We start from the raw sequence: 24,556 nt of genomic DNA on the forward strand, positions 1-24,556 counted from the left end.
GGGATTGAGCAGATGATGGAAAACCGCGCGATCTATGGTCCTGAATACGAGGAACTGCGCCGCAATGTCCGGCGCTTCTTCGCCACCGAACTGCTGCCCAATATCGACCAGTGGGAGGAGGACGGAATCATCCCGAAATCGCTGTGGCTGAAGGCCGGTGAAATGGGGCTGCTGTGCCCCACGGTCGCGCCGGAATATGGCGGGGCGGGGGGTGACTTTCTGCATCTGTCGATCATCGACGAGGAGCTGGGCTATACCGGGCAGGGCAGTTTCACCATCCAGACCCATACCGATATCGTCGCCGCCTATGTCGAGGCGCTTGGCAGCGAAGAGCAGAAACGCCGCTGGCTGCCGCGTATGGTCACCGGTGCGCTGATCGGCGCGGTGGCGATGACCGAGCCGCAGGCGGGCAGCGATCTGAAGGCGATCACCACCACCGCGCGCCGCGAAGGCGATCATTTTATCATCAACGGCGCCAAGACCTTCATCACCAACGGCATCAACGCAGACCTTATCATCGTGGTGTGCAAGACAGCGCCGGAACTGGGCCGCAACGGTGTCAGCCTGATTGTGGTCGAAGCCCCGGTCGAGGGTTTTGCGCGCGGCAAGCGGTTGAAAAAGATGGGGATGAAGGCCTCGGACACGGCAGAGCTGTTCTTTGACAACGTGCGCGTGCCGGTGGCCAACCTGCTTGGGGCCGAGAATGCCGGTTTCAGACAGGTGATGCACGAGATCCCCAAAGAGCGGCTTTCGATCGCCACCATCGCCATGGCGGCCTCGCAGCGCGCTTTTGATATGACGGTGGCCTATGTCAAGGAGCGTGTGGTTTTTGGCCAGCCGCTGATCGAATTCCAGAACACGCAGTTCAAGCTGGCAGAGCTGAAAACCCAGCTCGTTGTCGGCTGGGCGCATCTGGACCATTGCATTGCAAAGCATCTCAAAGGGGAACTGACCTCGGACGAGGCGGCGATTGCGAAGCTGTTCAACTCCGAGCTGCAGTGCCGGATGGTCGATGAATGCCTGCAACTGCACGGCGGCTGGGGCTATATGGCCGAAACCCCCATCGCGCGGATGTATACCGATGCGCGCGTGCGCCGGATCGCGGGCGGGTCGTCCGAGATCATGAAGGTTCTTATCGCGCGGACCCTGTGATGAGCGGGCAGGCAAGCCAGGGGAATAGCAGCGCACCGCTTGCCGGTCTGCGGGTGCTGGACCTGTCCACGGTGGTGGCCGGGCCCTTCGGCAGCGACATTCTGGCCGCGCTGGGGGCCGAGGTTATCCGCATCACGCCCGCGCCTGAAACCCCGCGCGCCCCGGGCGACACGGTCAGTGAAGCCGACGGGTTCCTCTATGCGCTGGCGCGCAACAAAGAGGCCGTGGCGCTGGATCTGAAATCAGCCACGGGCCGGGCAGAGTTCCTGAAGCTGGTTGCCGTGTCGGACGTGGTTTATGACAATTTCCGCCCCGGCGTGACCGCCCGGCTGGGCATTGATCACACGACCCTGAGCGCGCTCAACCCCGGTTTGATCTGCTGCTCGATCAGCGGCTATGGCGCCTCTGGCCCCTGGGCCGGAGTGGGCGCCTATGATGTGACGGTGCAGGCCCTGAGCGGCGCCATGAGCATCACCGGATCGAACGACAGCGCCTGCATGCCGTGCCGCTGGGGCGTGCCCATCGGCGATATCACCGGGGGTTTTTACGCTGTTGTGGGCATCCTTGCAGCGCTGAACGAGCGCGCGCGCACCGGGCGGGGGCAGGCGCTGGATATTGCGCTTCTGGACGGGCAACTGGCGCTGAACACCTACCGGGTGCCGCAGGCCTTTGGCGCCGGGGTGACCTTCGGCGCGCCACAGCCGCGCCGGGGCGGGGCGGGGACTGTGCCCTATGGCCCGTTCCTGTGCGCGGATGAAAGCTGGCTGGTCATTGGCGTTGCGACGAATTTCTGGCGACGGTTCTGCGTGGCGCTGGAACTGCCCGCGCTGGCCGATGATCCGCGTTTTGCCACGCTGGCCCTGCGGCAGGCGCATCAATCCGATCTGGAAGCGCTGCTTGAGCCGTATTTCCTGACCCGCAGCGCTGGGGACTGGCAGGCCCGGCTGATTGCCGCCGGGGTGCCGGTGGGCCGGGTGAACACCATACGCGAGGCTTTCGCCCAGCCGCAGGCGCAGGCGCGCGGCATGGCCGTGCCGCTGGCGGGCGCGGCGGGTGTTACCGTCGCAGGCTCGCCGCTGCGCTTCGTCGATGAGGCGCCTGTCACCTTCACCGCGCCCCGCAGCGCCGGGGCCACCTTGCCAGAGCTGAAGCCCCGCGCCAGCCCGCCCCCGCCCGTCAGCACTGCCAGTCCGGCGGCCTTGGCGCTGGCCGCGCAGCAAGGCCCCCTCAACGGGATCACGGTGCTGGAGCTTTGCGGTGATGAGCCAAGCGGCACCTTCGGCACCCAGATTCTCGCCGATCTGGGCGCAACGGTCATCAAGATCGAACGCCCGCCCACTGACCCCGCCACCTGCGACCCTGCCGATCTGCCCGTCACCCCGGCGCTGGCCTATTACTACGGGCTGAACCGCAACAAACGCTCGCTCTGCCTGGACCTGAAGACCGGCGCCGGGCGGGATACGCTGCTGCAACTGATCGCGCGGGCGGATGCGATCTATGACAACCACAAGCCCGGCGTGATGGCCCGGCTGGGGCTGGACACCGCCACACTGCGAAGGGCCAATCCGGGGCTGGTCTCGGTCTCGGTGTCCGGGTTCGGGCACAGCGGTCCTTGGTCGCACCTGCCCGCCTATGACGCCACCATTCAGGCGCTGGGGGGCGGGATGAGCATCACCGGCACCGGCGCGCCCGGCACGATGCCGGTGCGGTGGGGCAATCCCATCGGCGGGATCGGCGGGGCGTTTTATGCGGTGATCGGCCTGCTGGCGGGCCTGCACCGGCGCCGGGCCACCGGGCAACCGGCGGCGCTGGATATCGCGCTTCTGGATGTGCAGCTGGCGATGCATTCCTACCGCGTTGCGCCTGCGCTGGCCGGGCATGACTACCCGGCCACGCAGCGCCGTGGCGGCAGCGGTGCGCTGCCTTACGGCCCGTTTCGCTGCGCTGACGGGCGCTGGTTTGCGCTGGGGATCACCGGCCAGTTCTGGGCGCGCGCCGCAGCACTGCTGGGCCACCCTGAATGGGCCACCGACCCGCGCTTTACCACCGAGGCCGACCGGCAGGCAAACGAGGATGCGCTGAACACGCTGGTTGAGGCCGCGATGCGTCACCGCACCGCCGATGAATGGCAGGCGCTGTTTGTAGAGGCCGGGTTGCCCGGTGCCACCGTTCGCACCATCCCCGAGGCGTTTGATCACCCCCATGTGCCCACGCGCGACATGCTTGTCAGCTTTGATCACCCGCTCGGCGGGCGGATGCGGGTGGCCGGATCGCCGCTGAAACTGTCTGCGCATCCGTTTTCAGGCTTTCGCCATGCCCCCGCTCTGGGCGAAGATAGCCGCGCGATCCTGACCACATTCGCCGGTCTGTCGGAGGCGCAAGTGCAGGCGCTGCGCGATAGCGGGGCTGCGTGGTGGGCCGATACAGGGCAGTGTTTCAACCGGCCCGCCGTGGTGTGAACCTTTGGAAAATGGAATGACGATGCGCCTTCATGACTGGTTCGAATATCACGCCCGCTGCCGCCCCGATGTGCCCTTTCTGGAGATGGATGGCGCGGCTCTCAGCTATGCGCAGGCCGACCGCCGCGCCAACTGCTGGGCGCAAGCGATGATTGCGGCGGGGCTGCGGGTGGGGGACCGCATCGCCTATCTGTCAACCAATGACATCGATATGGGCGTGATGCTGATGGCCTGCGCCAAGGCCGGGGTTGCGCCGGTCATGCTGAACTACCGCCTTGCCGCGCGCGAAATGCAGTGGATATTGCAGGATGCCCTGCCACGGCTGATCTTCGCGCGCGGGGCGGGATATCTGGCGATGATCGACTCCATTCTGCCCAGTCTGACCGGCGTCGAAGGGTTGATCAGCGTGGGCGCTGATACTGCCAAGCGCTGGCAGGGTCTCGAAAGCTTTCTGGCCGATGCGCCCGAGGCCGCGCCCGGCCTGCCAATCGCGGCTGATGACATGCTGTATCTGCTCTACACCAGCGGCACCACCGGCCTGCCCAAAGGCATCATGATCAGCCATCTCAATGTGATCGCGCATGTCGAACAATCCATGTGCGCCTCAATTGCCGGGCGGGCACCGGGGGCGCGGGCACTGGTCACCACGCCGCTCTATCACGCGGCTGGCGTGCTGCGGATCATGACCGCAGCCATCAACGGCGGCACGGTCGTTCTGATGGAGCATTTTGAGCCGCAGGCCTTCCTGAACAATCTGGCGACGCTGCGGATCAACACGGTCAATATGGTGCCCGCGATCATTCAGCAGTTGCTGGAGATGCCGGAGATCAGGAACCTGCATTTCCCTGATCTTCAGGTCATCTATTACGGGGCGGCACCGATCGGCGAGTCCGTCCTGCGCCGGGCGCTGGAAACCTTTCAATGCCCGCTCATTCAGGGCTACGGGCTGAGCGAATCTACCGGCGGCATCGCCTATCTCAATGAGGTTGATCACCTCAAAGCCCTTGCCGGGAGGCCCGAATTGCTGAAATCCACGGGCCGTGCGGTGGTGCTGGCTGAACTGCGCGTCATTGATGATCAGGGCCAGCCGGTGCCTCCCGGAACTGTGGGTGAATTGTGCATCCGGGGGCCGAATGTGATGAAAGGCTACTGGCGCAACCCCGAGAAAACCGCCGAAACCATCCGTGACGGCTGGCTGCATTCGGGCGATGCCGCCTATCTGGACGCTGAGGGCTATGTGTTCCTTCAGGACCGGATCAAGGACATGATCGTGTCCGGCGGAACCAATCTCTACCCCAGCGAAATCGAAAGTGCGTTGCTGGAACATCCGGAGTTGCTGGATGTCGCCGTGATCGGCATCCCGCATGAGAAGTGGGGCGAGGCGGCGCTGGCGGTCTGTGTCACCCGCAGCGGGCAGCCGCTGGAGGCCGACACCCTGATCGCGTTTTGCCGCAACCGGCTGGGCGGCTACAAGATTCCGCGCCAATACCGCTTTGTTACTGAGCTGCCGCGCAATGCCAGCGGCAAGATCCTCAAGCGCGTGCTGCGCGAACCTTACTGGAAAGGTCATGCGCGTTCGATCGCGTAGCCCCCTGACAGAGAAAGAGACCCCATGACCACCACAACCACACCCGCCCGCCTGAACGTGCACGGCCAGCCGCGCATCCTGTCACGGTTCGACGCCCGCTCAACCGCCGCCGAGGTGGTGGAGGGGATGGACCTCAGCGGCCAGCGCGCGCTGGTGACCGGCGGCGGGGGCGGCATCGGGGCCGAGATTGTGCGCGCGCTCGCGGGCGCCGGGGCCGAGGTGCTGATCGCCGATGTGGCACTTGACGCCGCGCAGGCCACTGCGGATGCCATCAATAGCGCCCTGCCGCAGCCCCGCGTCACTGCGCGCGCCCTCGATCTGGGCTCATTGGCGACGACGCGCGCGTTTGCCGACGCCCTGGTGGATGAGGGGCAATCCTGGCCCGGCGGGCTGGATATTCTGGTGAACAATGCCGGTGTCATGGCGCCGCCCCTGTCGCGTACCACCGACGGGCATGAGCTGCAGTTCGGCGTCAATTTCCTTGGCCATTTCGTGCTGACCCGTGGCTTGCTGCCGCTGCTGCGTGCGGGGGGTGGGGCGCGGGTGGTCAGTGTTTCGTCCATCGGGCACCGGCGTGCGGGCATTCAGTGGGATGATCCCGACTATAACACCCGCCCCTATGACCGCTGGGAAGCATATGGTCAGTCAAAGACTGCCTGCGCGTTGCTGGCCGTAGCGCTGAATGCGCGCCATTCCGGGGCGGGGGTTTTCGCCAATGCGATGAACCCAGGCGGGTCAATGACCGGGTTGCAACGGTTCATGACCGAGGCAGAACTGCGCGACATGGGCTGGATCGACGCTGATGGAAACCTGCCCGCGCATTGGCGCTCACCCGGACAATGCGCGGCAACCTCGGTCTGGCTGGCGACCGCGCCCGGGCTGGCGGGTATCGGCGGGCGCTATTTCGAGGATTGTGCCGAGGCCGCGCCGCGCGATCCCGCCTTTCCCATGAAAGGGCTGATGCCCCATGCGGTGGACCCGGTCGATGCCGCGCGCTTGTGGGAACTGGCAGAAATGATGGTGGGGTGACCTGACCCACCACCTCCGGCGCAGCGGATACTACCCTGGGGTAGATTTGCGCCTGCCCTGATCTTGCGCCCGGAAATCGGTCTCAATCGCGCCCGCTATCTTGTGCTGCGGGCAAAACGCCGCGCGCAAAGAAATCGAGGAACTGATCGGCAATCGTTTCGGGTTTTTGCGGGCCGCTCTGGCGGTACCAATAGGTGACCCAGTTGAACGCGCCGAACATGGCGAAGGAAAGCTTCTTGGGGTCCACGCTGCGGATGGAACCGTCAGCGATGCCCTGTGCGATAATCATCTCAACCTCGCGGTTCAGCCGGCGGCGCCCGGTCCATAGCTTGTCGCGGCTTTCCTTTTGCATCAGGCCCGGCGAGGTGGACCGGATCAGACAGACCCCGAAATCGCTGCACATCACCTTCACATAGCCTCTGAAAAGCATTTCCAGCCGCTCCCAGCCCGTCATATCGGCGGCGCGCAGATCGTCCAGCATCACATGCAGCTGTTCTGTTGCGATGCGAGAACACTGGTAGAGAATGTCTTCCTTATCCTTGAGGTAGTAATACAGGAACGGCTTGGTCACATTCAGCGCTGTGGCCACATCCGACATCGAGGTCTGATGATAGCCCCGCTCATTGAAAATCTTTGCCGCAGCTTCGAGGATCGCCATCCGCTTTGCCTCGCGGGGGGTTTGTGCGTCGTCTGATTTCGAGATTGCCATGTGCACCGCCTTCTGCTTCAACAAACAGCCTACTAGTTGGTAGCGATTTGTTCCAGCCGATTTGTGGCGTTGCGGCGCACTTTGCCCGTGCTTCCGATTCGTTTCAGCCGGAAGAAACGACCCAACCTTCGGGCGGGCGCGGCCAAAACCTACCAATAGGTACGGTTCGGAGTGGCAGAACTGCTGCGCTTGCCGCTCAATGCGCCATTTAATATCTGAATCCGATCAAAAAGGGGCATTCAGCCCCCGGCGATCCGGGTTGATTTATACTCAGAAGTAGGCATTATCAGAGTCGTCAGTCTATCCCATGCGGAGGTGGCAGAACTGACCAACAGGAGGAGAGAAAATGCAGACCAGACGAATGATGGTAAAGAGCATTTGGGCTGCTGCCCTGACAGCGGTTCTGGCATCAGGCGCAGCGGCGCAATCATTTCCCGACGGCCCGGTGACGATGATCGTTCCCTATGCGCCCGGCGGGCCGACCGATCTGATGGCCCGGTTCGTCGCGCAGCGTTTGTCCGAAAACTGGGGGCATCCTGTGCTGGTCGAGAACCGACCAGGGGCTTCGGGAACGCTGGGCTCGGATCATGTCGCGCGCTCCGATCCGGATGGCTACACACTGGTTGTCGCCAATAACGCGGCGCAGGGTGCCTATGAACTGCTCAACCCCTCCACCACCCCGTATCAGACCCTTGAGGCCTTTGCCCCGGTCGCCATGGTGTCGCTGGCACCGCTGGTCATGATCGTGCCCAGCAGCGCTTCTGCCACCACGCTGGCGGAATTCGTCGAATGGGCCGCTGCGCGCCCGGGCGAAGTCAACTACGCCTCGGCCGCCGTCGGCAGCGCGACGCATCTCGCATCGATCATGCTGAGCGAGATGGCGGGACTGGACATGGAGATGATCGTCTTTCAAGGGGCGGCACCTGCGCTGCAGGCAGTCGTCGCCGGGGAAACCGACATGTATGCCGGCGGCTTTTCCACGGTTGCCGGGCAGGTCGAGGCCAACACCGTCCGGGCACTGGGTGTGATGGCCCCGCAACGGCTGGGCGCGGCACCGGATTTGCCGACCTTCGCCGAGCAGGGCTATGACATCGACTATGGATCGTGGTTCGGGCTGATGGCGCCCGCCGCAACCCCGGGCGATATCCTGGACCAGATCAATGCCGATGTTGCCACTGTTCTGTCCGATGACACGGCCCGCGAAGCCCTGGCCAACTACGGGATGGAACTGATGCTGACCGACCGCGCCACGTTCGGAGAGATGATTCAGGCCCGTATCGACCTTGATCGCCGCCTGATTGCCGAAGCGGGTATGGAAACGAACTGATCCGAAGCAACGACGCCGCAAGCCTGCTGGTCCGCCCCACCGCTGCAACCCGCCGGCGGTGTGGCGCCACCCCATAAAGGCCCGGGTCTGAAGCCGGGGTAATTGCGGCACGACAAGAGAGGGAGCGAATGGAAACCGGAGCGGCAGGCGAACGAATTGTTGGTGGTGCACTGGCCATAGCCGGACTGCTCTTTGCCTGGTACGCGGCGGAGCATTACACGCTGGGCACCCTGCGCCGCATGGGGCCTGGAATGTTTCCGATGGGGCTGGGGCTGGTTCTTGCCGGGTTGGGTGTTGCGATCATGATCGCGGCACCGGAACGCAACCTGCTCCGGCCTGACTTCAGCCCCGGAATCGCGTTAAAGGTCATCAGCGCAATCATCGCCTTCGGCTTGATCGTAAGCGCATTCGGGTTGGTCCCGGCCATCATGGCAACGGTGGTTATCGCCTCGCTGGCGGAACCACCGTTTCGCCCGCTCAGTGTCTTGTTGCTTGGCATATTCCTGTGCGTGCTCTCCTGGCTCATTTTCAAGCTCGGACTGGGGCTGCCGATTTACATGATGAACTGGCCGTTCTGATGGATCTGCTGCCGAACATCGCCCTTGGGCTGTCGAACGCCCTGTCCACCACAAACCTGCTATATTGTTTCATTGGGGTGTCGCTGGGCACGCTGCTGGGTGTGATACCGGGGATCGGTGTGCTGGCAGCGATGTCGATGCTGTTTCCCGTCACCTTCTACCTGCCCCCGGATGCGGCGCTGATCATGCTGGCGGGAATCTGGTATGGAACCACCTATGGCGGCTCCACCGCCTCCATCCTGTTGAATGTCCCGGGCACACCGGCGAATGCTGTTACCTGCCTTGACGGCTACCCCATGGCGCGCAACGGCCGCGCCGGGACTGCGCTGTTCATGACCACGGTTGCATCCTTCTTCGGGGCGTCTGTGGGCATCGTGCTGCTGATGCTGTTCTCGCCGGTCATCGCGCAGTTCGCGCTGCGCTTTGCCGATGCCGAGTTCTTTGCGCTGATGCTGCTGGGGCTCGTCGCGGCATCGACCATGTCGTCGGGATCGGTGCTGAAGGGGCTGGCGATGATGATCGTGGGGATCATGCTGGGCATCGTGGGTGCCGATATCGGCACCGGGGTTCACCGCTTTACCTTCGGGCAGCTCGATCTGGTGGATGGAATCAGCATCGTGGCGCTGGCAATGGGCATTTTCGGCGTCAGCGAGGTGATCGCCAGTGTCGGAAAGATAACGCCGGGAAGTATCCCGCCCGAGAGTGTACGCCTGAAAGCCATGGCCCCGACGAAAGATGAATTGCGACGGTCATGGTTTCCCATGGTGCGGGGTTCGGCGATCGGCTCGTTCTTCGGTGCGCTGCCGGGGGCTGGCCCCGGCATTGCGGCCTTCATCGCCTATGCCACGGAAAAACGGGTATCAAAGACGCCCGAGCGCTTCGGCAAGGGCGCGATCGAGGGCATCATGGCGCCCGAAGCCGCCAACAACGCCGCCGACCAGACCGCGTTCATTCCCACGCTTACACTGGGCATTCCCGGCAGCGTGACGATGGCGCTGATTCTGGGTGTGCTGATGATCCACGGTATCCAGCCCGGGCCAAACCTGATTACCAACCAGCCCGCGCTTTTCTGGGGGCTGATCATGAGCTTCTGGATTGGCAATATCATGCTGCTGTTCCTGAACATCCCGTTTGTCGGGCTGTGGGTGCGGCTGCTGACAATTCCGTATCATCTGCTGTTCCCGGCGGTTCTGGTGTTCATCTGCATCGGCACCTACACGCTGTCGTATAACAGGTTCGATATCTGGCTGGTGGCGGCGTTTGGTCTGGCGGGGTATGTGATGCGGCTGGCCTGGCTGCCCGCGGCGCCGCTGCTGCTGGGGTTCGTGCTGGGGCCGCTGATGGAAGATCATTTCCGGCGCGCTATTCAACTTGCGCGCGGCGACATCACCACGTTTTTCACCCGTCCGGTCAGTGGGGTGATCATGGCAATCGTTCTGGCGCTGCTGATCTGGTCGTTCTGGTCGGCGCTTCGAAGACCGATCAGGAGTTACAGGTCCACCAGAGCCGGACGCCCCCCTTCTTAGTGTCAGCCCGCAGTGACATCCACGCTCGTGCGGCCCAGACCCTCTGGGCCTGCTTGCGTTTACTATGACTGTGCAACCGTTGCCGACGTGCTGCCAAGGGCCTCTGGCGCCGATCTGCGGCTTCGAAGGGTCAACACAGACGGCTTCGTGACGCCACGTCTGAAGCCGCACAAACTGATTGACTCAAGACCGGAACGCGGCAACCTTTGTCCGACAAACGGAATTGTGAACAACTGATGTTTGTGAACAAGGGTGCGCGCTACCGGCCATGACGCAGATACCGACCCCCACCACAGCGGATGACCGCTTCACGCCCCTCAAGGTGTTGTCGGCCTATGAAATGGTCGCCGCCACCATCGAGCGTGAAATTCTTGCGGGGACGCTCTGCCCAGGTGACGGGCTGGGCACAGAGCTGGATCTGTCGCGCCAGTTCGCCGTCAACCGCTCGACCGTGCGCGAAGGCATCCGCATGCTGGAACAGTCCGGGCTGGTGGAGCGGCGCGCGGGGCGCCGCATGTTTGTGACCCGACCGCAGCCGCGCAGCCTGTCGAACCGGATGGCGCGGGCGATGGTGATGCATGACGTCACCTTTACCGAAGTGTTCGGCGCGGCACTGGTGCTGGAGGTCGGGGGCGCTGAACAGGCGGCGAAATGTGCCACACCGGCCGATCTTGCAGCGCTTGAGGCCAATCAGGCGCTGGCCATTGCCGCGCGCGATGATCCTGAGAGGCTGGCGGCACTGGATGCCGCCTTTCATCAGCTTATCGCGCAGGCCACGCAGAACCGCGTGCTGGAACTGGCACGGGAATCGCCGTCGCTTCTGTTCATGCCGACCACGGCGATCATCTGCGCTCAGGTGCCGGAAGCGCCGGGCCGCCTGCTGGAGGCGCATGAAGCCCTGATAGACTGCCTGCGCCGGAGGGACAGCGAGGAGGCTGGCCGCTGGATGCGCCGTCATGTCAGCGACTGGATGAAAGGGTTCCGCCGCACCGGACGCGACCCCGACGCGCCGGTGGAGCGCGCGCTGGCGGTCGCTGCGACAACCGATACATGAGGATGTGAACGACCGGCCCATGGCCGCAGGAGGGGAGGGGGAGGAGACATGGCTGCAAAGGCGCAAGGGGCCCTGAGAGCCGGGGTGCGGGCATGACGGCGGGTGCCATGCCAGCGGCGGCTTCGCTGCGTGTCGAAGGGGTTTCGCTTTCCTTTGGCGGGCTGAAGGCGTTGCGCGATGTCAGCTTTGACGTGGCGCCCGGCACGATCACGGCGCTGATCGGGCCGAATGGCGCGGGCAAGACCTCGATGTTCAACTGCATTTCCGGCTTTTACAAACCCGGCGCCGGGCGCATCGTGATGGACGGGCAGGATGTCAGCCGGATGCATCCGCCCCAGCGCGCAAAACTGGGTTTCGCGCGGACCTTCCAGAATATCGCGCTGTTTCGCGGCATGACGGTGCTCGACAACATCAAGCTGGGCCGCCACGCGCATCTGAAAACCAACATCTTTCAGGCGCTTGCCTATTTCGGCGCCGCCGCGCGCGAGGAAGAGGAACTGCGCGCCGAGATCGAGCGCGATGTGATCGACTTTCTGGAAATCAACCACATCCGCAACGCGCCGGTTGGCGCGCTTTCCTACGGGTTGCAAAAGCGGGTGGAGCTGGCGCGCGCGCTGGCCATGCGTCCGCGCATCCTGCTGCTGGATGAGCCGGTCGCGGGCATGAACCGCGAAGAGACCGAGGATATGGCGCGCTTCATCCTCGATGTGAAGGAAGAATGGGGTATCTCCATTCTGATGGTCGAGCATGACATGGGCATGGTGATGGATATTTCCGACCATGTGGTGGTGCTGAACTTCGGGCAGGTCATCGCGCGCGGTCTGCCGCATGAGGTGCAGGGCAACCCTGAGGTGGTCGCCGCCTATCTGGGCAGTGGCGACCCGGCGGCGCTGATGAAACGTCTGGCCGAGGAGGCGGGCGCATGAGTGGCGAGATGCTGTTCTTCTTTGAGATCACGCTGGCCGGGCTGGGGTCAGGCGCGCTTTTGTCGCTGACGGCGCTGGCCTTCGTGCTGATCTACAAGGCCACCAAGATCATCAATCTGGCGGTCAGCGAGTTGCTGATGATGGGGGCCTATTTCTTTCTGGCGCTGGCGGCGGGCTGGGGCCTGTCGCCCTGGCTGGCGATTCCGCTGGCCATTGCCGGGGGCGGGGCGATCGGCGCGGTGGTCGAGCGCGGCATCATCCGCCGCATGCTGGGCGAAAGCCCGATTTCGGTCTTCATGGTCACTGTCGGGCTGGGCTCGGTTCTGGTGGGGCTGGTCGAGCTGATCTGGGGTGCAAACCCGCGCACCATTCCTGATTTCATTGGCCGCAGCCCGGTGTTCATCGGTGAGGCCTATGTCAACCGCAAGATTTTCGTGGCTTTCCTGGTCTCAGCTGTGGTGATCGGGCTGTTTCTGCTGCTGTTCCGCTTCTGGCGCGGCGGGGTGGCGCTGCGCGCCACCGCCACCGATCAGGCGGCGGCCTATAGTTGCGGGATCAATGTGCCCGGCGTCTTCTCGATGGCGTGGATCATCGGTTGCGCCACGGCGGCGGGGGCAGGCGTGATGCTGGGCGCTATTGGCGGGCTGTCGCCGACGATGGGCGCATTTGGCCTGTCGGCGCTGGTCGTGGTGATTGTCGGCGGGCTGGACAGCCCCTTTGGCGCGCTGGTCGGCGGGTTGTTCATCGGCCTCGTCGAGGCCTATGCGGGCACCTATCTGGGCGGCGAGTTCAAGCTGGTGGCCACCTTCTCCATTCTGGTTCTGATGCTGGTCGTGCGGCCCTACGGGCTGTTCGGCACGCGCGAAATTGAACGGCTCTGACCATGCAGATCGCAACCGCCAAAGAAACCTACCGCGCCGATCAGGCCCTGCTGACCACCCGCCCGCAATGGGTCTGGATGGTTCTGTTCATGGCCTTTCTGGTGGCCTATCCGTTCATGGCCAATGCCTACTGGGCCTATCTGGCCTGCCTTGTGATGATCAACGTGGCCTCGGCCACCGGGCTGAACATACTGACCGGCTATACCGGGCTGGTCAGCCTTGGGCACGGCGCGTTCATGGCGCTGGGGGCCTATACGGTCGCCATACTGGAGCAACGCCTCGGCACGCCGTTTCTGCTGAATATCTTCATGGGTGGCGCGGTGGCCGCAGCGGTCGGTGTGGTGGTGGGCATTCCCAGCCTGCGGGTGAAGGGGCTGTATCTGGCCATCGCCACCATCGGCGCGTCGATCATCCTGCAGTTCGTGTTCCTCAACTGGTCATCGGTCACCGGCGGCTCCCGCGGGATCAATGTGGCTCCTGCCACGGTCTTCGGCCTTGGTTTGACGCGCCCGGCGCAGCTTTACTGGGTGTTCATGCCGCTCACCGTGCTGATGGTGCTGGGCGCGGCAAACCTGTTCCGCACCCGCATCGGGCGCGCCTTCATCGCCATCCGTGACCGCGATATCTCGGCCGAGGTGCTGGGCATCGACCTGTTGCGCTACAAGCTGCTCAGCTTTGCGATCTCCAGCTTTTATGCCGGGGTCGCGGGCGGAATGTGGGCCTATATGTTCCGCTCGGTCGGGCCGGAAAGCTTTACGCTGCTGACCTCGATCTTCTTTCTGGCGGCGGTGATCGTGGGCGGCATGGGGTCTATCCTCGGGGCCATTCTGGGCGCCGTATTCATGACCATGATGCCCGAAATGCTGCGCTTTGGCGTCGATATCGTCTCGCCCTATGTGGCCAACGCCGCAACCCTGCTGGCACCCGTGCGCACCATCGTGTTCGGGATGCTGATCATTCTGTTTCTGGTGCTTGAGCCGCAGGGCATGGCCGAGATCATCCGCCGTATCCGCCGCAGCTGGCACCTGTGGCCATTCCGAAAATAGACGACCCAACCGAGGAGGAGGAAAACCATGTTTGCACTGACCAGACGAACGCTACTGGCCGCCGTGGCGGGCACCGCGCTGATTGCCGGGGCACCCGCCGCCAAGGCCCAGGACATCGTGATCGGCGGCTCCATCCCGCTGACCGGCGTCTTTGCCTTTGCGGGCATCGCCATCGAGGCGGGGATGCAGGACTATATCGCCTATGTGAACGAGCAGGGCGGGATTCAGGGCCGGCAGGTGCGGCTGGAATATGAGGATACCGGCTATCAGGTCGATCAGTCGGTCGCCGCCTTCAACCGGCTGACCAGCCAGCACGATATCAACCTTTATTACGGCGATTCCACCGGCTTCGCGCGGACCATCAACCCTGAGCTGAACCGCATGGGGCAGATGATCATGGCCGGTGCCTCGTTCGCATCCGAAATCAACGACCCCGAGGCCTTTCCCTACCAGTTCATGGCCGGGCCCGATTACACCGAGATGACCAACATCCTGCTGGAATACATCGCGCAGGAAACGCCGGGCGCCAGCATCATGCTGGTCAATTCCGACACCGAATTCGGCCGCGACCCCATCGACGGCACCCGCGCGCGCGCCGAGGAACTGGGCCTGACGGTGGCCGACGTGATCATCACCCCGCCGGGCGCGGTGGATGTCTCTACCGAGATCCTGAAACTGCGCCGCGCGCGCCCCGATTACGCAATCTTCCACGGCTATATTCTGGCGCCGCTGCCGGAATTCATGAGCCAGGCGCGGGAGCTGGGCCTTGAAACCCGGTTCATGGGCACCTTCTGGTCGATGGACAGCTCCATCTGGGCCAGCGTGGGCGAGGCCGCCGACGGCTTCATGGGCGTCATGCCCTACCGCTACTATTATGACGACGAGGGCGGGCCGATGCTGGACTATATCCGCTCGGTGCGCCCGGAGTACCAGTCCACCGGCTATATCCAGGGGTTCCTGACCGCCATGCTGCTGCTGGAAGCCACTGACCGCACGCTGGAAGCGGGGCAGGAACTGACCGCCGAAAACCTGAAAGCCGCGCTCAACTCGATCGAGGATTTCGACACCGGCGGGCTGATCGGCACGCCGATCTCGATCCCCGGCAATTCGATCCCGATTGGCCGTGTCTATCAGTATGACGCGGAGGCGCAGCGGATGGAGCCGGTTTCAGACTGGATCAACGTGCAGGAGTGACCGGCCATGGCCGCGGATGCCATACTTGAAGTGAACAACATCGAGGTGGTCTATTCCAAGACCATTCAGGTGCTCCGCGGCCTGTCGCTCAGGGTTGAGCGCGGCAAGGTGGTCACGCTTCTGGGCTCCAACGGGGCCGGGAAATCGACCATGCTGAAGGCGATTTCCAACCTTCTGGCGCTGGAGAATGGTGCGGTCACGGCGGGGCAGATCCTGTTCGAGGGCGCGCCGGTCTCCGGCACCACGCCGCACGGGCTGGTGCGGCAGGGCCTGTTCCATGTGATGGAGGGGCGGCGGATCTTTGACGATCTGACGGTTGAGGAAAACCTGACCGCCGCCACCTTTGCCCTGTCGGGGCGCGGCGTGAAGCCCACCAGTTTCGATCTGGTCTATGAATATTTCCCCCGCCTGCATGAGCGCCGCTCAGGCCGGGCGGGGTATCTGTCCGGCGGTGAGCAGCAGATGCTGGCGATTGGCCGCGCGTTGATTGCCCAGCCCAAGCTGATCTTGCTGGATGAGCCTTCGCTGGGCCTGTCGCCCATTCTGGTCGAAGAGATTTTCCGCATCATCGCCCGGATCAACCGTGAAACCGGCGCGTCGATGCTGCTGGTCGAACAGAACGCTGCCGTGGCATTCGCCGTGGCGCATTACGGCTACATCATGGAGACCGGCAAGATTGTGCTGGACGGCCCCAGCGAAAAGCTGGTGAACGACCCCGATGTGCGCGAGTTCTATCTGGGCGTCTCGGGCGGAGAGGATGCGAAAAGCTACCGCGATGTGAAACACTACAAGCGCCGCAAGCGCTGGCTGTCGTGAGGGTGACCATGGCTGCAACCGAGCTTCCTGAGCTGACCCTGCCACAGATGCTGCACGCCAATGCCCGCAGCATCGGCAGCCGCACCGCCATAAGGCAAAAAGATTTCGGCATCTGGAACCCCATGAGCTGGGCGCAATATTACGCGCGTGCGGCGCATGTCGGCCACGGGCTGCGCGCGGCGGGGCTGGAGCCGGGCGGGCATGTGGCGGTATTGTCGGAGAACCGCACCGAATGGGTGCTGGTTCAGCTTGGCGCGGGGTTGGTGGGGGCGGTGACCATCGGCATCTATCCCACAAGCCCGGCCAACGAAGTTGCCTATGTGCTGGAACATTCCGAGGCCGAGATCGTGATCTGCGAAGATCAGGAACAGGTCGACAAGGTGCTGGAGGTGCGTGGCAGCCTGCCAAAGCTGCGACAGGTCGTGGTGATGGAACCCAAGGGCATGCGCGGCTACGCTGTCGATGCCGTGACCCCCTTCGCCACGCTGGAGGAACAGGGCCGCACCCACAGCAAAGCCAATCCCGGCCTGATCGACGCGGTTCTGGCCGGCCAGACGCTGGGGGACCGGGCGCTGATGATCTACACCTCGGGTTCCACCGGCAAGCCCAAGGGCGCGATCCTGAGCTATCGCAACCTGCGCGCGCAGGCGATTGCGGTGATCGACCGGCTGGGGCTGACGGCGGATACCTCGCATCTGTCCTACCTGCCGCTCTGCCATGTGGCCGAGCAGTTCTGCACCACGATGGTGCCGGTTTATTTGGGCAGCCAGATCAACTTTGGCGAATCCATCCGCACCGTGCAGGAAGACCTGCGCGAAGTCGCGCCGCGCATGTTTCTGGGTGTGCCGCGGATCTGGGAAAGGCTGCATTCCTCCATCTATATCCGCATGCTGGAATCCGGCGGGCTGCGCAAACGGCTGTTCGACTGGGCGATTGCGCGTTGTGAACCCCTCGCTGAAAAAACCTGGAGCCGCCTGAGCGCGGGTGAAAAGCTGACCTATGCGCTGGCCTATCTCACCGTCTTCCGCCCGTTGCAGAACTACATCGGCCTGACACATTGCCGCATCGCCATGACGGGTGCCGCGCCGATCTCGCCGCGCGTGGTCCGGTTTTTCCGCACCATCGGCGTGCCGCTGGTAGAGGTGTATGGCGCCACGGAAACCAGCGGCATGGTGCTGGGCCAGACCCGCGATCACCTGATCGAGGGCAGTGTCGGCACACCGGTGTGCAACGCGGAGGCCAGACTGGGCGAGAGTGGCGAGCTTCTGATCCGCTCCGATCTGGTGTTCGAGGGCTATTACCGCAACCCCGAGGCCACCGCCGCCACCATCCGCGATGGCTGGCTGCATACCGGCGATGTGGCCGAGATGGATGCGCAGGGCCAGTTCCGCATCATCGACCGCCTCAAGGACATCATGATCACCGCAGGCGGCAAGAACCTCAGCCCCTCCGAGATTGAAAATACCGTCAAGGGCAGCCCCTATATCAAGGAATGCATCACCATCGGCGAGGCGCGTAAATATGTCTCGGCGCTGATCCAGATTGATTATGAAACCGTTGGCAAATGGGCCGAGGAACAGAACATCCCCTACACCAACTTCCGCAATCTGGCCGAAAACCCCGCCGTGCGCGCCCTGATCGACGGTGAGATCGCGCAGGCCAATGCCGGGCTTGCGCAGGTTAGCCACATCCGCCGCTTTCACCTCCTGACCAAGGAGCTGGACCACGACGACGATGAGGTGACTGCCACCATGAAAGTCCGGCGCGCCAATGTGCAGGCCAAATATGCGAGTGAGATTGAAAGCCTCTACGCTACCAAAGCGGTATAGCTACCCCGAGCAGGCTGAGAATACGTACCCGGGCCTGATCAACTGGCCATGGAGAAGGTCAGATCGGGCCGCTGGTCGGGGTGAGTGAGCGAAGCCACGGGAGAAAATGCCCGGCCTCCATCGGCCGCGCGAAATGGTAGCCCTGCGCCTCATCACAGCCCATGCTGCGGAGCAGGGTCACCGCCGCTTCAGACTCCACACCCTCCGCCACCACGCGGTAGCCCAGGTCATGTGACAGAGTGATAATGGAACGGACCAGCGCCTGATCCCGCGCGTTCCTGTCGATTTCGCTTATGAAGCTTCGGTCAATTTTCACCACATGAGCAGGGAGTTTCTGGAGGTAGGCAAGGCTGCTGTAGCCGGTTCCGAAATCATCGATGGCCACCCGGACACCGAGATCCGACAATTTCTGCAACTGTGCCAGCGCCTGATCCGCATCATGCATCACGGCGCTTTCAGTGATTTCCAGCTCCAGCCGGTCAAACGATATGTCGTGTTCCCTGACGGTGGCCGCAAGCGATTCCACGAAATCGGTCTCGCTCAGGTTTGCCGCTGAGATGTTCACCGATATGGTCAGCGACAGCCCGGCGTTCTGCCAGTCGTGCATCTGTCGCATCGCAATGTCCAGCACATGCGCCGTCATGGCCGATGCCCGCGGAGATCGCTCTGTCATCGGGATGAAATCGTCCGGCGGAACGTTGCCATGCACCGGATGGTTCCACCGCAGCAATGCTTCGGCCCCCAGGCACTCGCCGGATATGAGGTCGATGCGGGGCTGATAGACCAGTCGCAACTGATCATCCGATTCCAGCGCTGCGGTTACATCCTCCAACAGGTGATAGCGCCGCTGGTAATCGCGGTCGGCCTCATCGGAATACACGCTGATGCGGTCCGGTGCTGCCCGCGCATCCTGAGCGGCGCTGTGCAGGGCGCGCAACAGGTCACGAGGGGTTCTTTTGTGTGGCTCAAAGCTTACTATCCCGATAGCGCCGTTGGCAGGTAACCCTTTACCCGCAAGGGTATTTCTGCCGTGTGCATTGACAGCGTTGACATAGCTGTCCGCTGTTGCCCCGGCTGGTGCAAGCCAGACAAACTGCGCGGTACCGACATGGTAGATGGCCCTTTCCGGACCAATCCCCCGGCGTATTTCAAGGACGGCTTTGCGAACCATTTCGTCAGCGCGGCCGGGTCCCATGACGCGCACATAATCGCTGATCTGTACGGCGCTGAAGGGGTCCAGCAGAACCGCAATACGCTCTGCCGCCTCAGGGGCGTTCGCAAGATCAGCCATGTCCTCAAGAAACTGGTTTCGGTTGGGCAAGCCGCTGACCGGGTCAACGCGGCCAAAGGCATGGTGCAGTTCGATCTGCGCCATCACCATCGCGGCCAGATCTTTCAGCGCTGCTACCTCCGCCTCAGTGATCTCCCGCGGTTCTGTGCCCAGAACGCACAAGGAGCCAAGGCCGAAGCCTTCCCGTGTCACAAGCGGCGCACCGGCATAAAAGCGCGTGCCATTCTGGCCGAGCAGGCTGTCGGCATAGTATGCGTCTTTGGCAAAGTCGCGGATGACCAGAAATTCCCTGCTATCCGCCACCTCTCCGCAAGGTGCCTTGTCGCGGGGGATCGAGTTGTGCTCGATGCCCACGCGGGACTTGAACCACTGGCGGTCACTGTCGGTCAGAGAGATTGCGGCAACGGGGAGGTCGAAAATCTGGCTCGCCATCCGCGTGATGCGATCAAAGCTTTCGCTGGATAAAGTGTCGAGCAGCTTGAGTTGATGAAGGGCATCCAGTCGCAATGCTTCGTCGATCTGGGCCATCGGTTCCCTGCTTCCTGATTTGGTCGTGCCAACCGCTTGGTTCATGCGGTTTTCCGGGAGGACCGACCCTTGTCTTGCAGGCCCGGCAAGACGGGTCAAATGACATTATGCTGAGGTCGGATCTGGCGGAAACCTGCAGGCCGCACGACCGTTCAGGCCGAACAAAGTGCATTCCGTCAAGACCCTGGACCGCGTGGCCGCATCGTTAGGAGAAGCCGTGGACCGGCTGTTCGAAGATGCACCATGGAACCAGAAGGTGGCGCAATCTGGGCATAAGGCACCGAAGACGAAAGCATCATTGTCTTTTCGTTCGGAGGCAAAACCTCGCCCAAGATCATCGAGCCGGGCGCCGGGGTGATCACGACCGCTTACGGCCCAACAGGCCTGACCCCGCGCGGGATGCGCAACAGGCACTTGTGGCTCAATGCGTGCCCCTCATGCGGCCGTGGCGATTGATCAGGAACAGGTGTCGCGATTCCGGGCCGGAGGGCTCCAGCCCGGTGCATCGAGGTCAGGCTGCTTGTCAGATCAGAGCCATCTTTTTTCGATACGGTCATAGGCGCCTTCGCGCAAATTGGCCGCCCCTTCTATGAGCCGTGGTTTGGCGATCTTGTGCGAGGCGGTTCTTGGAAAGGCGTCTATGAATGCGACGAAACGAGGCAGTTTGAACGCCGCCAGATGCGTTGCGCAGTGCGTCAGAAAGACCGCCATGTCGAAAGTGTCGGCGCTCACCCCATCGCGCAGTTTCAGGTAGATCTTGACCTCTTCCTTGCGCAGCGGGTCCGGCACGGGCACTGCGGCAGACTCCTCGACATCGGGATGGGCATTCGCCACCGCTTCCACCTCACGCGCAGAGATGTTCTCGCCCGACCGGCGGATCATGTCCTTGATGCGGCCGACAATGCGCAAGTAACCCTCAGCGTCCTGGGTGAACAGATCGCCGGTGCGGAACCAGTCGCCATCAAAGGCGGCGGCGTTGGCGGAAGGGTTCTTGTAATAGCCCCACAGGATGGAGCGCCCGCGCACCTGCAATTCGCCGGGTAGGCCCGGCGCGCAGGGCTGACCATCGGCATCGACAATCCGCACTTCGCGGAACGGGGCGGGCAGACCGCAGGAGCGGCTTTGCAGCTTGTGGGTGGCGGCATGGGGCATCATCATCCCGGCACCGATTTCGGTCATGCCGAAACTGTCGCGGGCGATCAGGCCAAAGCGCTCTTCGGCCTCGGCAATAGCTTCGGGGCTCCAGCCGAAAGCGTTGATGTAGCGCAATTCGATGGCGCTGTCGGCGTCACTCCGCGGCAGGGACTTGAGCACCGCTTCGGGGAAATAGGTGTAATGGACACGATAGTCGCGCACCCAGTCAAAAAACCGGCTGAGGCTGAGGCGCTCGGCGATATAGGCCACGGCGCCCAGTTTCATCGACATCAGAAGCTGCCATTGCGGGTCCATGTAGAAGAACGGTGCCCAGAGAAGCGTGCGCCCGACGCCCTGTTCAGCCGCACCAAGGGCGGCGGAATGGGAAAGAAGCACCCAGTAATCCTGCGGCAACATGCAGCCCTTGGGAAAGCCGGTGGTGCCTGAGGTGTATTGCAGGCTGGCCAGATCGGTGGCGGCAACCGGCCAGGGGGCGGTGAACGTTGCATCGGCCATGAGGCTGGCCAGCGCCACCTGACCGGGCTGCGGTGTGCCATGGACAAAGATGCGCGCGTCTTCCAGCACCGCAGGGCGTTTCTGCATGGCGCTCAGCGTGGGCAGGAAGGCGGCATCCAGCACCAGCGCCTGCGCATCGGACTGGTTGAGCAGATAATCCAGCTCAGCCCCGGTATAACCCACGTTCACCGGCACCATCACGCAGCCCAGCTTGGCGATGGCGAACCATGTGAACAGGAATTCGGGCACATTGGGCAGCATCACTGCGACATGGGCACCTTTGCGCAGCCCGTGCGCCATAAGGCCGGCGGCGACGGCATCAGAGCGGCGGTCAAGCTCGGCAAAGGAAACCTCGATACCCTTCTCGAACCAGATTGCGGCGGTCTGATCGCCCAGGGTGCGCGCCCGCTCGCGCACGAAATCACCGATGGAGGAGGGTAGCGGGGCATCGGCCAGTTGCGCGGCAAAACGCGTCATTTCCAGCGCGCCGGGGTCCATGTTCATTGCTTGCCCTCCCGTGCGGCCAGCGGCGGGGTGTCACGGTCCTGCGTGGCGCGCACCAGATGATAAAGATTGCTGGTATAGGCCAGTGCATCGGCGCGCGTCATGTCCTGCGCGCGGTAATAGCCGTCCATCTCGGCGCGCACGGCGACCGGCGGGTGGCTGGCGATACGTCCGGCGAGCGCACGGGCGCGTGGCATCAGGGCATCGGGCTGCACCACCTCGTTGATCAGAAAGCCGCGCGCGGCGGTTTCAGCGTCGATCATCTCGCCGGTAAGGGCCATCTGCATTGCCAGAACATGCGGGATCTGCCGCCCCAGCCGGGTGGCGGCGCTGGCCCCGGGCATGCCATAGGCGATCTCGGGCAGGCCGAAACGGGCGTTGGGCGTGGCGATGCGCAGATCGGTGAGCAGCAGCAGATAGATCATGCCTTGCCCCAGACAAACGCCGTTCACCGCCGCGATCATCGGCTTGAGGCGGGGCAGGGACAGCACCTCACCCTCCCAGCCGGGGTATTCAAAACTGTCACCTTCGCGCCGCGGCGTCAGGTAGCGCTCGGCAACCTCGGCAAAGCTGCGTTCCGGGCGCGCGGTTTTCACATCATCACCGGCGCAGAAGGCACGGTTGCCTGCAGCCGTCCAGATTCCGCAATGCACGGCCGGGTCGGTGTTGAAATCGCGCAGAATCTCCAGCAGATCCTTGTGCAACTCGGGCGTAAGCACGTTTACCGGCGGGTTATCGAGGGTGATTGTGGCGATGCCGTCAGCTTTTTCGTAATGAAATTTCATACTTACCTCAGTTTTTTCTCAGTGCGCATGCGCAGCAGTTCGGCGATTGCCATGGCGATGGTGGTGATGGTGACGAAGAAGGCAGAGATGGCGGCGATTGTCGGATTGATCTCGAACCGCAGGTCATTCCAGATGCGTACAGGCAGTGTTTCGGACCCGCCCATCAGGAAAAGCGCGACCACCAGCTCATCAAACGAGATGAAGAAGGCGAAGATGCCGGCGGCCACCACGGCGGGCAGGATCGGCGGCAGGGTGGCGGCCATGAAGGCGCGCACCGGCCCCGCGCCGCAGACCCGCGCGGCGCGCTCAAGGTTGGGGTCCACCTGACGATAGGCGGCACCGACGATCATCACCACAAACGGCAGTGCAAGGGCGGCGTGCGCCAGCGTGAGGGTGACGACGCTGTCGGTCGTGCCGAATGTCAGCGCGAGGATGAAAACCCCGAGCGCGATAATGACATTGGGCACAATGGCAGGCGCGATGAACAGGCCGGTCAGCCCCGCCCGCCAGCGCGGCCCCATCCGCCCCAGCCCGACTACACCCAGAAGCCCCGCGAGCGTGGCAAGCAGGCTGGCGAACAGCGCGATCCTGAGCGAGCGGAAGGTGGCCGCCATCCAGACCGGATCGGTGAAATAGGCGCGGTACCACGTCAGCCCCCAGCTTTGCGGCGGAAAGCCCAGAAAGCGGTCGGCACTGAACGACATCGGCACAACCACGAGGATGGGAAAGAACAGCAAAAGCACGCCCAGTGCGAACAGGAGTGTGGAGAACCGCATCATACCCCTCCTTCGCGCGGAGAGTGGATGAACCGGGCAGCCAGCAGGCGCATGAATGCCAGCAGCGCGATGGTCGCACCCAGCAGGACAATCGCCATCGCGGCGGCAAAGCCCCAGTTGGTCTGGGCCACCTGCGTGACGATCATGTTGCCCAGAAGCGCATCCTGCCGTCCGCCCAGAAGGGCCGGGACAATGAAAAAGCCCAGCGACAGGATGAAGATCACCGACCAGCCCGTGAGCGCGCCTTCAAGGCTGAGCGGCAGAAACACATGACGGAAGGCGCGGACGGGCCCTGCGCCGCAAACCCGCGCGGCGCGGATCAGGCCGAGGTCGATCTCGGTCATGGCCGAATAGCAGGTTACCACCATGATCGGCAGCAATATCTGCACCATCGCCACATAGACGGCGCCCGAGGTATAGAGCATCTGCAACGGCGCTTCGATCAGCCCCAGCGCCATGAACGCACTGTTGATCACCCCCTCGCGCCCCAGAACCACCATCCATGCATAGGTGCGCACCAGTATCGACATCCACATCGGCACCAGCACCAGAAACAGCAGCAAGGGCCGCCAGCGCGCCGGGCGGGTGACGATGTAGAGCGCCATCGGATAGCCGATCAGCAGGCAGCCGGTGGCGACGATACCAGCCACCATCAGCGTGTTGCGGAACACGGCCTGGAACACCGGGCGGCCGAAAAAGCGCTCGAAATGCACCAGCGTCCAGTTCGGATCGAACAGCGCCTCGCGCAGCACAAGCGCGACCGGCACCGCGAACATCACCAGTGCCAGCACCAGCGCGGGCAGCACGGTCCATTTCTGGCTGAGGGTCATGGCGTGGTCCGATCAGGAGAGAGGTTGCGCTGGGGGGTGCGCCGGGGGGCTGGCCCCCGGCGCGGGCGGCAGCGGGCG

The 24,556-nt window shown here is 63.4% G+C and carries 20 protein-coding genes; 14 read left to right on the forward strand and 6 right to left on the reverse strand.

Annotated features, from left to right (window positions below; translation table 11 throughout):
• Positions 1 to 12 precede the first annotated feature (12 nt).
• Genes V7Q53_RS01275 through V7Q53_RS01290 form a run of 4 tightly spaced genes read left to right on the forward strand, consistent with a single transcriptional unit; the run spans position 13 to position 6,228 of the window.
• Positions 13 to 1,152, forward strand: a complete 1,140-nt coding sequence (locus tag V7Q53_RS01275) for an acyl-CoA dehydrogenase family protein (RefSeq protein ID WP_333826551.1) — start codon at positions 13 to 15, stop codon at positions 1,150 to 1,152.
• Positions 1,152 to 3,611, forward strand: coding sequence for a CaiB/BaiF CoA transferase family protein (locus V7Q53_RS01280; RefSeq protein WP_333826552.1), 2,460 nt, complete (start codon positions 1,152 to 1,154; stop codon positions 3,609 to 3,611). Before V7Q53_RS01275 ends, V7Q53_RS01280 begins: the two co-directional genes overlap by 1 nt.
• A gap of 16 nt (positions 3,612 to 3,627) precedes the next feature.
• Positions 3,628 to 5,199, forward strand: a complete 1,572-nt coding sequence (locus V7Q53_RS01285; protein ID WP_333826553.1) for a class I adenylate-forming enzyme family protein — start codon at positions 3,628 to 3,630, stop codon at positions 5,197 to 5,199.
• A gap of 24 nt (positions 5,200 to 5,223) precedes the next feature.
• Positions 5,224 to 6,228, forward strand: coding sequence for an SDR family NAD(P)-dependent oxidoreductase (locus V7Q53_RS01290; protein WP_333826554.1), 1,005 nt, complete (start codon positions 5,224 to 5,226; stop codon positions 6,226 to 6,228).
• Positions 6,229 to 6,310: 82 nt separating this feature from the next.
• Here V7Q53_RS01290 and V7Q53_RS01295 read toward each other — a convergent pair whose 3' ends face one another.
• Positions 6,311 to 6,937 (reverse strand): TetR/AcrR family transcriptional regulator, encoded by a 627-nt coding sequence (locus V7Q53_RS01295; protein ID WP_333826555.1) that lies wholly within the window; start codon positions 6,935 to 6,937, stop codon positions 6,311 to 6,313.
• 346 nt (positions 6,938 to 7,283) lie between these two features.
• On the opposite strand from V7Q53_RS01295, the gene V7Q53_RS01300 reads away from it, so the two are divergent.
• The 10 genes from V7Q53_RS01300 to V7Q53_RS01345 all read left to right on the forward strand — a co-directional run bounded on the left by V7Q53_RS01300 (position 7,284) and on the right by V7Q53_RS01345 (position 18,114).
• A complete protein-coding gene (locus V7Q53_RS01300; protein WP_333826556.1) occupies positions 7,284 to 8,264 on the forward strand; it encodes a Bug family tripartite tricarboxylate transporter substrate binding protein in 981 nt (326 codons plus the stop codon).
• A 128-nt stretch (positions 8,265 to 8,392) separates the two neighbouring features.
• Positions 8,393 to 8,842, forward strand: a complete 450-nt coding sequence (locus V7Q53_RS01305) for a tripartite tricarboxylate transporter TctB family protein (protein ID WP_333826557.1) — start codon at positions 8,393 to 8,395, stop codon at positions 8,840 to 8,842.
• Positions 8,842 to 10,368 (forward strand): tripartite tricarboxylate transporter permease, encoded by a 1,527-nt coding sequence (locus V7Q53_RS01310; protein WP_333826558.1) that lies wholly within the window; start codon positions 8,842 to 8,844, stop codon positions 10,366 to 10,368. Before V7Q53_RS01305 ends, V7Q53_RS01310 begins: the two co-directional genes overlap by 1 nt.
• Before the next feature lie 268 nt (positions 10,369 to 10,636).
• Positions 10,637 to 11,422 (forward strand): FadR/GntR family transcriptional regulator, encoded by a 786-nt coding sequence (locus V7Q53_RS01315; protein WP_333826559.1) that lies wholly within the window; start codon positions 10,637 to 10,639, stop codon positions 11,420 to 11,422.
• A 92-nt stretch (positions 11,423 to 11,514) separates the two neighbouring features.
• Positions 11,515 to 12,348 carry an ABC transporter ATP-binding protein gene (locus V7Q53_RS01320; RefSeq protein ID WP_333826560.1) on the forward strand — a complete coding sequence of 278 codons (834 nt, stop codon included), beginning with the start codon at positions 11,515 to 11,517 and terminating at the stop codon, positions 12,346 to 12,348.
• On the forward strand, positions 12,345 to 13,229 hold the full coding sequence (locus V7Q53_RS01325) for a branched-chain amino acid ABC transporter permease (RefSeq protein WP_333826561.1): 885 nt from the start codon (positions 12,345 to 12,347) through the stop codon (positions 13,227 to 13,229). The genes V7Q53_RS01320 and V7Q53_RS01325 overlap by 4 nt, the downstream gene beginning before the upstream one ends.
• A 2-nt stretch (positions 13,230 to 13,231) precedes the next feature.
• Positions 13,232 to 14,275 carry a branched-chain amino acid ABC transporter permease gene (locus V7Q53_RS01330; RefSeq protein WP_333826562.1) on the forward strand — a complete coding sequence of 348 codons (1,044 nt, stop codon included), beginning with the start codon at positions 13,232 to 13,234 and terminating at the stop codon, positions 14,273 to 14,275.
• 27 nt (positions 14,276 to 14,302) lie between these two features.
• On the forward strand, positions 14,303 to 15,469 hold the full coding sequence (locus tag V7Q53_RS01335; protein WP_333826563.1) for an ABC transporter substrate-binding protein: 1,167 nt from the start codon (positions 14,303 to 14,305) through the stop codon (positions 15,467 to 15,469).
• A 6-nt stretch (positions 15,470 to 15,475) separates the two neighbouring features.
• Positions 15,476 to 16,285, forward strand: coding sequence for an ABC transporter ATP-binding protein (locus tag V7Q53_RS01340; RefSeq protein WP_333826564.1), 810 nt, complete (start codon positions 15,476 to 15,478; stop codon positions 16,283 to 16,285).
• Positions 16,286 to 16,293: 8 nt separating this feature from the next.
• On the forward strand, positions 16,294 to 18,114 hold the full coding sequence (locus V7Q53_RS01345) for an AMP-dependent synthetase/ligase (RefSeq protein WP_333826565.1): 1,821 nt from the start codon (positions 16,294 to 16,296) through the stop codon (positions 18,112 to 18,114).
• Between the two features lie 58 nt (positions 18,115 to 18,172).
• On the opposite strand, the gene V7Q53_RS01350 is transcribed toward V7Q53_RS01345, so the two are convergent.
• The 5 genes from V7Q53_RS01350 to V7Q53_RS01370 all read right to left on the reverse strand — a co-directional run bounded on the left by V7Q53_RS01350 (position 18,173) and on the right by V7Q53_RS01370 (position 24,478).
• Positions 18,173 to 19,933, reverse strand: coding sequence for a putative bifunctional diguanylate cyclase/phosphodiesterase (locus V7Q53_RS01350; RefSeq protein ID WP_333826566.1), 1,761 nt, complete (start codon positions 19,931 to 19,933; stop codon positions 18,173 to 18,175).
• 528 nt (positions 19,934 to 20,461) lie between these two features.
• Positions 20,462 to 22,087, reverse strand: coding sequence for a class I adenylate-forming enzyme family protein (locus V7Q53_RS01355; RefSeq protein WP_333826567.1), 1,626 nt, complete (start codon positions 22,085 to 22,087; stop codon positions 20,462 to 20,464).
• Positions 22,084 to 22,872: an enoyl-CoA hydratase/isomerase family protein gene (locus V7Q53_RS01360; RefSeq protein WP_333826568.1), complete on the reverse strand. Its 789-nt coding sequence runs from the start codon at positions 22,870 to 22,872 to the stop codon at positions 22,084 to 22,086. Before V7Q53_RS01360 ends, V7Q53_RS01355 begins: the two co-directional genes overlap by 4 nt.
• 2 nt (positions 22,873 to 22,874) lie before the next feature.
• The gene (locus tag V7Q53_RS01365; protein WP_333826569.1) at positions 22,875 to 23,648 is read right to left on the reverse strand and encodes an ABC transporter permease; all 774 of its coding nucleotides are present in this window, start codon (positions 23,646 to 23,648) and stop codon (positions 22,875 to 22,877) included.
• Complete coding sequence (locus tag V7Q53_RS01370; RefSeq protein ID WP_333826570.1) at positions 23,648 to 24,478, reverse strand: ABC transporter permease; 831 nt, start codon at positions 24,476 to 24,478, stop codon at positions 23,648 to 23,650. Before V7Q53_RS01370 ends, V7Q53_RS01365 begins: the two co-directional genes overlap by 1 nt.
• Positions 24,479 to 24,556 lie beyond the last annotated feature (78 nt).

The organism is Pararhodobacter sp. (assembly GCF_036802785.1).
In the GTDB taxonomy this organism is placed as follows: domain Bacteria; phylum Pseudomonadota; class Alphaproteobacteria; order Rhodobacterales; family Rhodobacteraceae; genus Pararhodobacter.